At 45.5% G+C, this 12,765-nt stretch carries 7 protein-coding genes and 2 rRNA genes; 6 read left to right on the forward strand and 3 right to left on the reverse strand.

Going from position 1 to position 12,765, the window contains the following annotated elements; genetic code table 11:
- Positions 1-296: 296 nt before the first annotated feature.
- The 6 genes from PBAL39_RS24240 to PBAL39_RS24265 all read left to right on the forward strand — a co-directional run bounded on the left by PBAL39_RS24240 (position 297) and on the right by PBAL39_RS24265 (position 9,940).
- A 23S ribosomal RNA gene (locus tag PBAL39_RS24240) occupies positions 297-3,173 on the forward strand.
- Between the two features lie 108 nt (positions 3,174-3,281).
- A 5S ribosomal RNA gene (gene rrf, locus PBAL39_RS24245) occupies positions 3,282-3,393 on the forward strand.
- Positions 3,394-3,729: 336 nt separating this feature from the next.
- Positions 3,730-5,463, forward strand: a complete 1,734-nt coding sequence (locus PBAL39_RS24250) for a S8 family peptidase (RefSeq protein WP_008246805.1) — start codon at positions 3,730-3,732, stop codon at positions 5,461-5,463.
- A gap of 119 nt (positions 5,464-5,582) precedes the next feature.
- Positions 5,583-8,087, forward strand: coding sequence for a beta-L-arabinofuranosidase domain-containing protein (locus PBAL39_RS24255; RefSeq protein ID WP_008246806.1), 2,505 nt, complete (start codon positions 5,583-5,585; stop codon positions 8,085-8,087).
- Positions 8,088-8,171: 84 nt separating this feature from the next.
- A complete protein-coding gene (locus PBAL39_RS24260) occupies positions 8,172-8,813 on the forward strand; it encodes an ATP-binding cassette domain-containing protein (protein ID WP_008246807.1) in 642 nt (213 codons plus the stop codon).
- Positions 8,810-9,940, forward strand: a complete 1,131-nt coding sequence (locus PBAL39_RS24265; RefSeq protein WP_008246808.1) for a hypothetical protein — start codon at positions 8,810-8,812, stop codon at positions 9,938-9,940. The genes PBAL39_RS24260 and PBAL39_RS24265 overlap by 4 nt, the downstream gene beginning before the upstream one ends.
- Positions 9,941-10,037: 97 nt before the next feature.
- Here the strand turns inward: PBAL39_RS24265 and PBAL39_RS24270 are convergent, their stop codons facing one another.
- The 3 genes from PBAL39_RS24270 to PBAL39_RS24280 form a co-directional block, all read right to left on the reverse strand.
- The gene (locus PBAL39_RS24270) at positions 10,038-11,039 is read right to left on the reverse strand and encodes a YhdH/YhfP family quinone oxidoreductase (RefSeq protein WP_008246809.1); all 1,002 of its coding nucleotides are present in this window, start codon (positions 11,037-11,039) and stop codon (positions 10,038-10,040) included.
- 18 nt (positions 11,040-11,057) lie between these two features.
- A complete protein-coding gene (locus tag PBAL39_RS24275; protein WP_008246810.1) occupies positions 11,058-11,999 on the reverse strand; it encodes an NADP-dependent oxidoreductase in 942 nt (313 codons plus the stop codon).
- Positions 12,000-12,238: 239 nt separating this feature from the next.
- A partial coding sequence (locus PBAL39_RS24280) for a hypothetical protein (protein ID WP_157274203.1) occupies positions 12,239-12,765 on the reverse strand: 527 nt, incomplete at its 5' end.

A 12,765-nucleotide genomic window follows, 5' to 3' on the forward strand; every position in this document is an offset into this window, starting at 1 on the left:
TTAGCTCAGCTGGCTAGAGCGCCTGCCTTGCACGCAGGAGGTCAACGGTTCGACTCCGTTATTCTCCACCATCACCGGTACTTAAGATAGAAGGTACAGAAATAGGGTTCAGGAATGAACTCCGGGATAGAAAAGTTCTTTGACATATTGGAAGAAGTTAAAAAAGAAGAGCAAACAACAATAGAGACGTTGTTAGCTTTGAGGAATGAAATGAGTAAGCAATTACAAATAGAAATCCGAAAGAGATAACAACCATCAAAAAAAGCATTTCCATAGGCGCAAAAGGCTATGGAGAGAAGAAAGTAAATAAGAGCACACAGGGGATGCCTTGGCTCTCAGAGGCGATGAAGGACGTGATAAGCTGCGATAAGCACTGGGGATTAGCAAATATGAATTGATCCGGTGATTTCCGAATGGGGAAACCTGGCTAGTTGAAGACTAGTCGTATAATACGCAAACCTGCCGAACTGAAACATCTAAGTAAGCAGAGGAAGAGAAAATAATAATGATTTCCTAAGTAGTGGCGAGCGAACGGGAAAGAGCCCAAACCATATTTGTTACGGCAAATGTGGGGTTGTAGGACTACGATATGATTATAATGCAATGAAGTGGAACAGGATGGGAAGCCTGGCAACATAGAGTGAGAGCCTCGTACACGTAAGTACCATTAGTCTAGTAGTATCCTGAGTACCGCGAGGTCGGAGACGCCTTGTGGGAATCTGCCGGCACCATCCGGTAAGGCTAAATACTCCTGAGAGACCGATAGTGAACCAGTACCGTGAGGGAAAGGTGAAAAGAACCCCGAACAGGGGAGTGAAATAGAACCTGAAACTGTGTGCTTACAAGCGGTCGGAGCGTCCAGGTGGCGTGACGGCGTGCCTTTTGCATAATGAGCCTACGAGTTACTCTTCTCTGGCAAGGTTAAGTGTTTAAGACACGGATCCGAAGCGAAAGCGAGTCTGACTAGGGCGTATAGTCAGGGGAGGTAGACGCGAAACCTTGTGATCTACCCATGGACAGGTTGAAGGTGCGGTAACACGTACTGGAGGACCGAACCGATAAACGTTGAAAAGTTTCCGGATGATCTGTGGGTAGGGGTGAAAGGCTAATCAAACTGGGAAATAGCTCGTACTCCCCGAAATGTTTTTAGGAACAGCGTGGATATAAAGTTATATAGAGGTAGAGCTACTGATTGGGTGCGGGGGAGTCAAATCCTACCAAATCCAGACAAACTCCGAATGCTATATAATATGATCTGCAGTGAGGCCCGGGGTGCTAAGGTCACGGGCCGAGAGGGAAAGAACCCAGACCATCAGCTAAGGTCCCCAAGTTATAGTTAAGTTGAACTAACGAGGTCCGATTGCATAGACAGCTAGGATGTTGGCTTGGAAGCAGCCATTCATTTAAAGAGTGCGTAACAGCTCACTAGTCGAGCGATCGGGCATGGATAATAAACGGGCATTAAACTATACACCGAAGCTATGGGTAATATTAATATTACGGTAGGGGAGCATTCCAGCGGCAGCGAAGTTATGACGTAAGTTGTGGTGGAGCTTCTGGAAAAGCAAATGTAGGCATAAGTAACGATAAGGCGGGCGAGAAACCCGCCCACCGAAAGGATAAGGTTTCCTGATCAACGCTAATCGGATCAGGGTTAGTCGGGGCCTAAGGAGAACCCGAAAGGGATATTCGATGGACAACGGGTTAATATTCCCGTACTTTTTATAACTGCGATGTGGTGACGGAGTAGTGACACTACCGCGATCTGACGGAATAGATCGTTGAAGACAGTAGGTATTGGTCTGGTAGGCAAATCCGCCGGACTAGCTGAAAGTCGATAGTACCGCGAACCTTCGGGTAAGTGGATAGTGTAGGTAATCAGACTTCCAAGAAAACCCGCTAAGCTTCAGGTTATAAAAACCCGTACCGCAAACCGACACAGGTATCCGGGAAGAGAATTCTAAGGTGCTCGAGTGAATCATGGCTAAGGAACTCGGCAAAATGGCCCTGTAACTTCGGGAGAAGGGGCGCTGGTAGCAATATCAGCCGCAGTGAAAAGGCCCAGGCGACTGTTTAACAAAAACACATGGCTTTGCAAAATCGAAAGATGAAGTATAAAGCCTGACACCTGCCCGGTGCTGGAAGGTTAAGAGGGGATGTTAGTCGCAAGGCGAAGCATTGAATCGAAGCCCCAGTAAACGGCGGCCGTAACTATAACGGTCCTAAGGTAGCGAAATTCCTTGTCGGGTAAGTTCCGACCTGCACGAATGGTGTAACGATCTGGGCGCTGTCTCAGCCATGAGCTCGGTGAAATTGTGGTCCCGGTGAAGACGCCGGGTACCCGCAACGGGACGGAAAGACCCCATGCACCTTCACTACAATTTAACATTGACATTGGATACAGGATGTGTAGGATAGGTGGGAGACTATGAAGCGGCGTCGCCAGGCGTCGTGGAGTCAACGTTGAAATACCACCCTTTCTGTATTCGGTGTCTAACTTCGCCAAGCGAAGGACATTGTTTGATGGGTAGTTTGACTGGGGTGGTCGCCTCCAAAAAGGTAACGGAGGCTTTCAAAGGTAAGCTCAATACGCTTGGTAACCGTATGAGGAGTGCAATAGCATAAGCTTGCTTGACTGTGAGGCATACAAGCCGAGCAGGGTCGAAAGACGGATATAGTGATCCGGTGGTTCTGCATGGAAGGGCCATCGCTCAAAGGATAAAAGGTACGCTGGGGATAACAGGCTGATCTCCCCCAAGAGCTCATATCGACGGGGAGGTTTGGCACCTCGATGTCGGCTCGTCACATCCTGGGGCTGGAGAAGGTCCCAAGGGTTCGGCTGTTCGCCGATTAAAGTGGCACGCGAGCTGGGTTCAGAACGTCGCGAGACAGTTCGGTCCCTATCTGTTGTGGGCGTAGGAATTTTGAGTGGGGCTGACCTTAGTACGAGAGGACCGGGTTGGACTAGCCTCTAGTGAATCTGTTGTTCCGCCAGGGGCATTGCAGAGTAGCTACGCTGGGAATAGATAAGCGCTGAAAGCATCTAAGTGCGAAACTAGCCACGAGATGAGAATTCCATATAGGACCGTAGCAGACTACTACGTTGATAGGTTACAGATGTAAAGGTGGTGACATCAAAGTCGAGTAATACTAATCATCCGAAGCTTTCAAGAGCAGTAAACTGTTGTTTGTTCTTCCTAACTAACTTCTTTCAATAATATGTCATTGTTTGACAGCATAAGGTAAATCAATACCAGAAGCTGTATAAACATTAAAAATATTTAGGTGCCTATATCGGTGGTGTCCACCTCTTCCCATTCCGAACAGAGAAGTTAAGCCCACCAGAGCCGATGGTACTGCGGTAACACGTGGGAGAGTAGGTCGGTGCCAAATCTTAAAGAAAGCCTGTAGTCAAAACTACAGGCTTTTCTTGTATATAAGGGTTTTTGTTTATGGGGGATTTTCTTATGGGGATTTTGTTCTTAATCTGAGCCTGCTTGTTGGTGGTAATCGAATTCCTTCATGTGCAGGTGCTTCATTTGTTAAAAAAGCTTAAATCTTCATCTAACATGCAATAAAACTGTATAATTGTATATTACGTTAATGATTTTTTGTTATGTCCGGCATTTACACTTACAAGTGGCTGGGTCAATGAATGGAGCACAGGTTAGATAAATACACACAATGACACTTAGTTTAAAAATGATATCCAGAATATCCATAGCATCAATGCTCATTTTAGTTCATGTATTTGCTTTTGGACAAAGCAAGGATGTGAAGTTACCTCCAAACTGGCACAATCTGGACTTACTGCAGGATGGGTATTTCGGGATCAGTACTGAAAAAGCATACAAGGAAATATTGAAGGGAAGGAAACCTAAGGAGCGGATTATCGTCGGGGTAATTGATGGGGGAGTTGATATTCATCATGAGGACCTTAAAGATGTCCTATGGGTGAACAAAAAGGAGATCCCGGGTAACGGTATTGATGACGATAAAAATGGCTATGTTGATGATGTTAATGGCTGGAACTTCATTGGTTCGAAAAAGGGGAACCTTGCTTATGACAACCTTGAACTGGTGAGGATCTATAGGGACCTTGCACCTAAGTATAAATCCACGATCCGGTCGACGGTCCTGGATTCCGTGCAAAAAGAAGAATTTAAGTTGTATACTAAAGTCACTGCCGAGTTCGGAAAAAAGTATGATGATGCTGATCAGACTTTTAGGGTCGTTTTTGCCATTAATCAGCTGCTGGATTCTGTTGCAGGATTGAATAATAAAAAAATACCTTCATTGGAAGATGTCGATAATTTCAAGACCGAAGACGAACAGGAGCTTCAGGTGAAGAAGATCATTAGGTCTGGGTCCCGTGAGAGTGGTGGTATTGACAAGTTTGATGCGGAAATCAAAGATGCTTTCAAACAGTATGATGTGATGCTGAAGTACAACCTCAATCCGAAATATGATGAGCGGGCTGCTTTGGTGGGGGACGATTATAAAAATGCCAATGAACGCCTGTACGGAAATAACGACGTTAAGGGGCCTAATGCGGATCACGGTTCACATGTATCGGGTATCATTGCGGCGAACAGGGTAAATGGCCTTGGTATTTTAGGCGTTGCTGATCACGTCAGCATCATGGCAATCCGTGTGGTTCCTGAGGGTGACGAGCGGGATAAAGATGTGGCAAATGGAATCCGATATGCGGTAGACAACGGCGCACGGGTGATCAACATGAGCTTTGGGAAGGGATATAAATGGAATAAAGAGGTGGTGGATGAGGCTGTGAAGTATGCAGAACAAAAAGGTGTGCTGTTGGTTCATGCTGCAGGAAATGACAATCAGAATGTTGATGTCGAGGATAACTTTCCAAATAAATACTATGACAGTCCGGAGGCGATCGCCTATCGGAAAAAAGCAAAAACTGATAAACCTGAAATTCCCTTTAAACCCATAAATCCACAGATGCAAAACCAGGGGATGGGCAGGTCGGGAATGCCAAGGGATAAGGTAAAACCAGTCCTGGATACAGCGAAGTTCAGTTTACCACACGCGACGAACTGGATTGAAGTAGGTGCCAGTGCGTATAAAAACGGGCCGGAGCTGAAAGCATCCTTTTCTAATTATGGGAAGTATAATGTAGATGTTTTTGCGCCTGGATTTATGATCAACTCCACCACGCCGGACTCAAAATATGAAGAACTGGATGGTACAAGTATGGCTTCTCCAGTTGTTGCCGGCCTTGCCGGATTGATCCTGAGTTATTATCCGGAACTCAAACCGGAGCAGGTGAGGGAGATCATTATGAAGTCGGTATCAAAGGTCGAGCAGAAGGTGAAGCTGTTAAATGAACGCAATGAGAGCGTGCGTGTCCCGTTTTCAGAATTGTGTGTCAGCGGTGGGATCGTAAATGCTTACAATGCACTTAAGCTGGCGGAAAGCTATCAGCAGAAAAAATAGGAAAGAGGAAAAGTGCTGGCCGCTGTGTTTTAACCAAGGCTGTTCGTAACCATTGTTTTAATGTTAATTATGAAGTTAAAACAATTTAGCATATTTTGGTAGTTCAAATACCAAGTATAATGCTGAGAACTACGACCTTCACCTTCATTCTAGGATTTTTATGTCTTTTTGTTTACGGGCAGAAAGGTAATTACGTTTATAATCGTGCGCCTCTGACGGCGACGAGTAATGTACAGCTTCCTTTAGGCAGTATAAAGGCCAAAGGTTGGTTGTTAAAGCAACTGGAGTTACAGAGAGACGGCGCTACCGGCAGTGCGGAGCAGCTTTATCCGGAAGCTGAAAACCTGGGACCAGGATCAGACTGGTTGGGCGGGACAGGTTCCGGATGGGAGCGCGTGCCCTACTATGTGAAGGGACTGGTTGCGCTGGCTTATACCCTTGATGATGATCAGCTGAAGAACAAAGCGCTGAAGTGGATCAACTGGACACTCGACCATCAGCAGGACAACGGTCTTTTTGGCCCGCCGACAATGAACGATTGGTGGCCACGCATGCCCATGATGTATGCCATCCAGAGTTATTATGAAGCAACCGGTGACCGAAGGGTTATTTCTTTCTTCAGTAAATATTTTAAATATCAGTATGCACACCTGAACGATCAGCGTCTCACAGAGTGGAGCAAATCGAGGACCGGTGACAATATAGAAATTGTTTTATGGTTGTATAACATTATAGGGGATCCAGAGCTGATCGCCCTTGCTGAGGCTTTAAAATCGCAGGCCTATCCATGGGCAGACATTTACTCCAACAATCAGTTTTTTCATTTTGGTGATGACTTCCATACCAAACACAGTGTGAGTGTCGGCCAGGCACTTAAATTTCCGGTATTGTACGCCCAGATTGAGGGTGATTACTATCAGGAAGCATTTAAGAAGGGGATAAACCATTTGATAGACGATCATGGACAGGTAACCGGAATCGCTTCCGGATCGGAATTTCTCTCTGGGAAAAGCTCCTTTCAGGGAGTGGAAACCTGTACAGTAGTGGAGTGGATGCAGAGTCTAGAGACTGCCGCGAGGATCATTCATGACGCCGCTATCGGCGACCGCTTGGAGAAGATTGCCTTTAATACTTTACCTGCGCAGTTCAGCAGGGACATCAAGTCCCATTTGTATTATTCCGAGCAGAATCAACTGTTCTGTAAACATGGGCATTCCGGTTTTGATGAGGATTACGATGGAGGGATCTTGTTAAGCCCTTATTCGGGCATGGGTTGCTGCAGGTACAATATGCACATGGGCTGGCCTTATTTTGTAAAGAACAGCTGGATGGCTACGCCTGATCATGGACTAGAAGTGGTTGCTTATGCGCCTGTGGAGCTTAAAGCCCTGGTAGGTGACCAGGTAGGAGTAAAAATAGCAGTAAGAACAAACTATCCGTTTGAAGAACAGATACAGTTGAACATTGATCCTGATCAGCAGGTTTCATTTCCCTTAAAGCTGAGGATTCCTTCATGGTGTGAAAAGCCGGAGATTAAGCTGAATGGCGTAGCTTTGAAGAGCATCCTCCCGGGGGATATTTATGTTATTGACCGGTTGTGGAAACCGAAGGACGTCGTTTCGGTTACTTTCCCCATGAACGTAAAAATCAGCACACAGGTGAACCAATCTGCGGGGATTGAACGCGGTCCGTTGGTATATGCGCTTCGGCTTGATGCAAAATATTCTATTCGCAAAAAACACCTTGTGGAGGGTTTTTTTGACTATGAAGTTTCATCGGCATCTCCATGGAATTATGGCTTGTTGCTGAATGGGAACAACACTGATCAGATTGAGGTCATCCAGTCGGCAATGCCTGAAAATCCATTTGAACAACGCAGCACACCAGTGAAGTTAAAGCTGAAAGCGAAGAAAATCCCTTCCTGGAAAGTTGCGTATAATGAGATGCATGCTTTTGAGGTGCCCCGCAGCCCCGTAAGCTCTGAAGAACCGGAGGAGGAGGTATTTCTGACACCCTATGGAACAGAAAACATTAGGATTGCCAATTTTCCTGTGATTGGGAGTGAAGCAAAAACGGGCAATACTTTCAATGCCGATTTTAATAGAGGTTCTTTAGAGGGATGGATCAATTACGGGGGCGGCTGGTTTATCAAGGACGGGTCTATTCATTCTGCATCCAACAAAGGCTCCTGGGGTTATGGCATCCATGGGATGAAGACCATCGCCGCTGCAGCTGTTTTTAGTGATTTTAGCTATCAGGCGGAAGTATCACTACAGTCTAAGGGAGATGCGGGACTGATTTTCAGGGTCAGCGATCAAGCCTTAGGGGCTGACGATTATAAAGGCTATTATGTCGGATTGGATGCTCATGGCAAAAAATTGCAGTTGGGAAAAGCGTCTGGTAGGAAGTGGGTGTTATTGGATAGCTATAATGCTCAATTAGAGGTTGGAAAGTCCTATAAAGTGCGTGTGGTTGCGAAGGGTGATCAGATCAACGTTTATTTGAACGACCAATCTAAACCAGTGTTGTCCTGCAGGGATAACGAATATAAGACCGGCACAATAGGCGTAAGGTCTTTTGATTCACTGTCGTCAATTGACAACATTAAGGTGAAGTCGCTTTAAGTAAACGTGAGTCTAACGCCTTGGTTGTGTGTCTCCTGAGATGAGGAAGATGTAACATTTTCTTTTTGCAGGAATCAAATATTCATGACATTGGAATTCAAGGATTTTCGAAAAGGTTATAACGGTCGGCCCGTTATCAGCATTGATGGCCTGAAACTTAATGAACGGCTCTACTGGTTGAGAGGTGAAAATGGCAGCGGCAAGAGTACACTTCTGAAGGCGGTAGCCGGCATTTTACATTTTGAAGGCGATGTTGTTCTGAATGACCAATATTCCCTGAAGAGAAATACACGTGGATATCGTTGTCGCGTTAATTTTGCGGAAGCTGAGCCTCTTTTTCCAGCGTTTTTAACAGGAATGGATTTGGTCGCGCTATTTACCGAAGTAAAGCATGGAAAAAAGGGAGCTGCAGACGAATATATCGAAAGGATGCACATGCAAGAATACATCAATGATGCTGTCGGTACCTATTCCAGTGGGATGACTAAAAAACTTTCTCTAATCCTCTCTTTCATAGGTGAACCCGAACTGATTTTACTTGACGAGCCATTGATTACATTGGATGCTGCCGCTCTGGAAGTGTTGTCCCAGTGGATCACCGAAAAATCACAACGCGATCAGGTGAGCTTTTTTCTGGCTTCACATCAGCAACTTTCGGATGTATTGCTGCCTGCTGTTGAGGAACTATTCATTGAGCATAAAGGGATAACATCAATTTGTCAATGAAACCTTCTGCACTTACAAAGGTTCTGCTGAAAATGTTCGGCTACACTTTTTTTAGGGAACACTCCGGGCTATTACTTTTCTTCTTTGTGACGATCCTGAACTATTGTTTTTTTATCAAAACCGCCGGAGTGTATCGCGCTGAAGATTCGGTATTCTACCATCTGATGCTGGTCATGAGCTTTATTGTCACTCCCGCGATTATGATCATTGTCTTTATCTTCTGGCTCATCTACAGTCTAAAAAGCTGGTCTTTCGTGAGTCAGCAGCTCAGGATTGAGCAAAATCAGTTTTTATTGTACAGTGTGACTTCGTCATCCAAATACTCAGGATTTGTCAGTTGGTTTATCTTACAGCTATTTATTTCTCTTCCTTTTTTAGGATACTGGTTGCTGGCAATGATTCTTGGGTTAATTTATCAATCTTGCCTGATCCCGATTCTCACTTTGGTATATATTCTTTTGATGGCGGTGGTTAGTGCAGGTTTATATCAGTCCATGAGCAACAGATTTCGTAAGGACTCTGCGTCTGGATTTCTTCAGAAGCTGAATTTCAGGTGGAAGAAGCCATATTTTATGTTTTTCATTTATCAGGTGGTCGATCGGCTGAAACTGGCCTACCTGCTCACCAAAATCTTATCATTGTGTATGCTCAGCGGGATTCTGGCATTTTTTCAGGAGTTTGTAAGTGACATCCGTCTTTTGTCGGTACTTATGCTTGGGTTGATCATTTTACACAGCTTTTTGATTTATCAGGAGCATGCTTTTCAGGAAAAGTATCTTAGTTTCCGGAGGAACCTGCCATTTAACAGGATTAAGCTTTACGTGGCTTTTTCGTTCACTTATGTTTTGTTGCTGTTGCCAGAAATATGCTGGTTGTTTTCAAGATACAATTTAGCTCTTTCTTTGGCAATGGTCCTGCTGGGAGCAGGCATTTCACTTTTACTGCGCAGCCTGGTTTACCACACGGGGCTGAAAATTTTCAGGTATCTGCTGTATGTGTTTGTATTGTTTATCGGCTTGTTTTATGCCCTATTATCAGGAGCCCTGTTCTGGACAACCATAATGACCTACCTGATTTCGTTCCTGATCTTTTACTTTCAATATTACAGGGTTAAGCATATCCAGTGATCAGTCACGCCGACCAGTAATCTCTAGAAATAAGGTTCAAAATTGGGATTGATACTGTTTGAACCTTATTTTTTCATATGAGATCCCTGCGGATTTATTAAACCTGCAGTTTTACAAGTGAACGTCCCTGGGCATTACCCTGAAGCATATCTGAGATCTTTTGAGGCAGATCCTCCAGACCAGTTTCAGTGGCAAAAATTTCTAAGTCCTGAGGTTTCCATTCGTTGGCTAATTTCTGCCATATCGGTGTTCTTTTTTCCAGGGGATATTCCACGGAGTCAATACCAGCCAGCTGTATCCCTCTGATGATGAATGGAAAAACTGTGGCAGGTATGTTTCCGCCATTAACCATTCCGCATGCTGTCACTGTAGCGCCGTAATGAACGGTTTTCAGGAGGGTAGCAAGGACTGTCCCACCGACAGTGTCTATTGCCCCGGCGAATCTGGTTTTCAGCATTGCCCTTTCCGGAAAGTTCTCCATTTCCGCCCTGGGTATAATTTCTGTAGCGCCAATATTGGTCAAAAAGTCGGATGATTCCGATTTGCTGCTGATGGCTGCGACCTGATACCCCAAGCGGTGCAGAATACCAATAGCAAGAGAACCTACTCCGCCGGTGGAACCACTCACTGCGATGGCGCCATCTTCAGGTTTTACACCACCGTTTAGTAATGCCGATACGCTCAGGCCTGCTGTAAAACCGGCGGTACCGTAGATCATACTTTCTCTAAGGGTCATATTTTCAGGTAGCGACACCAGCCATTTTGCAGGAATCTGTATGTATTCGGCAAAGCCACCACTGGTATTCATGCCCAGATCGAAGCCCGTTACGATCACCTGCTGTCCTTCTTTCCATTGTGCGTTGGCTGATCTTTCTATTATCCCCGCGGCGTCAATGCCCGGAGTATGAGGATATTGCCTGGTGATACCTTTATTGCCGGTAGCAGAAAGCGCATCCTTGTAATTTAAGGAAGAATAATGTACGCGGATCAGCACTTCACCACTCGGTAGATCATCTATGTTTTTGGTAACAATTGCGGTGTCGAGCCCTGCTTCATCAGGAAGTTCAGTAACTAGTAAACATTGAAATGTGTCGTTCATAATATTGGGGTATTTCCGTTAAATCGTTAATGTAATTTTTCCGACAGTATGGCCGCTCTCGATAAGTTTATGGGCCTGTGCCATTTCAGAAAAGGCGAAGGTTTTGGACACATGGGAATGGACAATGCCTTTTTCCAGAAAGTAGGCGATGGTATTCATGTCTTTTCCGTTGGGTTGTGCTTTCATTGTATGACCTTTAGCGCCTATGGCAGCCGCTTTTTCCGTAACAGATTCATTCAGGCCCGATGGGATTGAAACAATGGTTCCCCCCGGTTTAAGAATTTTTACAGATCTGTCGATATAATCTCCGCCAATGGTATCTAATATATAATCGACGGGAGCGATGGCCGTTTCGAAAGCCTGTGTTTTGTAGTCTATATATTCATCAGCGCCCAGGTCACGCAGTAGTGTTTCATTTTCTTTTGAGGAGGTACCCGTGACGTGTGCGCCCAGATACTTTGCCATCTGGAGGGCGTAGTGTCCAACACCCCCTGCAGCAGCATGGATGAGCACTCTATCGCCGGCTTTGATTTCTGTATATCTTGTAAGTGCCTGCCATGCCGTCATTGCCGCGAGGGTAGCGGCAGCGGCCTGGTGATGCGATATATTGGCAGGTTTTAGGGTAATCTGATCTGCTGGTGCTGCAACATATTCCGCATAGGTCTGCCCGGGTTCAGGAAAGGAAATAAAGGCAAATACTTCATCCCCAGGGTGAAATGTTTTGACGTCTGGGGCTACGGCCGTAATTATTCCGGAGAAATCCCATCCGAGGATAGCGGGCAGACGGTCTTTTATCAAAGCTGAGATTCCTTTTCCTGCTCTTGTTTTTACGTCTATTGGGTTGATGCTGATGGCTTTGAGCTGGACCAGCACCTCTCCCAAACGAAGCTGGGGAATAGGGAATTCTGCTGCTGATAAATGATGAGTGTCGCCAAATGCTGTTAACTGTATAACTTTCATATCTAAGCTGTTGTTTGTCGGGTGCAATAAACGATCCGACTGTTAGCAATTTATGTATATAACAAATCCAGTTGCGTGACAGTGTCAGCGTTTTGTACAGAAATGCAATATTCAGCAGGTAGTGTGACCACACTGTCCGGCCGGGTTCAAGATGAACGTCTGGTAAGATATAAATAAATAAAATCTGAAAATGTCGCGCTGGTCACATAATCGAGATTTTCGGTTGTGCATTGGAACTGTTATATCGGTTTTGGCATCGGCGTTAATCCCATTTCCCGCCTTAGCCTGGCCATTGCCCAGCACCACCACGCGCATTGCTCACCATTTCCGGCATCCTTGGTCTTCCATACCGCATCTTTCATGTTTTCCAGGTCCTGTGGGCTCAGCTGTTCTGATAACTTATGCCCGTTTCCTTCCAGCCAGCCACCTTCCATGTAGATTGGTTTTGGTGCATTGACAATCCTGATGAGGTCGAGGATTTGTTTGATCCTGCCATAGTCCTTCTCGGAGCTCGCAAAATCAAGTTCCCAGCCCATGCCTTTACCGATGATCTCATTCGATACGGAACCGTTAGGATAGCTGTCGGTTGGCATCCAGACCACTCCGTTTGTAGTTTTTAACATGGTTTGTTGCATCGCCTTTACGGTATTGCGCATGACCTCATGATCCAGTCCTTCCCATTCTGCAGCGATGGGAGAGAGGGTTACCCATCCCATACCCAGGTATGGGACCCCACCATTAGAATCTGGCAATCTCATTTCCAGGT

This window comes from Pedobacter sp. BAL39 (genome assembly GCF_000170795.1).
Classification (GTDB): domain Bacteria; phylum Bacteroidota; class Bacteroidia; order Sphingobacteriales; family Sphingobacteriaceae; genus Pedobacter.

Excerpts from the sequence above, each read along its gene's own strand:
- PBAL39_RS24275 (WP_008246810.1), bottom strand. The coding sequence starts at position 11,999 with ATGAAAGTTATACAGTTAACAGCATTTGGCGACACTCATCATTTATCA.
- PBAL39_RS24250 (WP_008246805.1), top strand. The coding sequence starts at position 3,730 with ATGCTCATTTTAGTTCATGTATTTGCTTTTGGACAAAGCAAGGATGTG.
- PBAL39_RS24255 (WP_008246806.1), top strand. The coding sequence starts at position 5,583 with ATGCTGAGAACTACGACCTTCACCTTCATTCTAGGATTTTTATGTCTT.
- PBAL39_RS24265 (WP_008246808.1), top strand. The coding sequence starts at position 8,810 with ATGAAACCTTCTGCACTTACAAAGGTTCTGCTGAAAATGTTCGGCTAC.
- PBAL39_RS24270 (WP_008246809.1), bottom strand. The coding sequence starts at position 11,039 with ATGAACGACACATTTCAATGTTTACTAGTTACTGAACTTCCTGATGAA.
- PBAL39_RS24260 (WP_008246807.1), top strand. The coding sequence starts at position 8,172 with ATGACATTGGAATTCAAGGATTTTCGAAAAGGTTATAACGGTCGGCCC.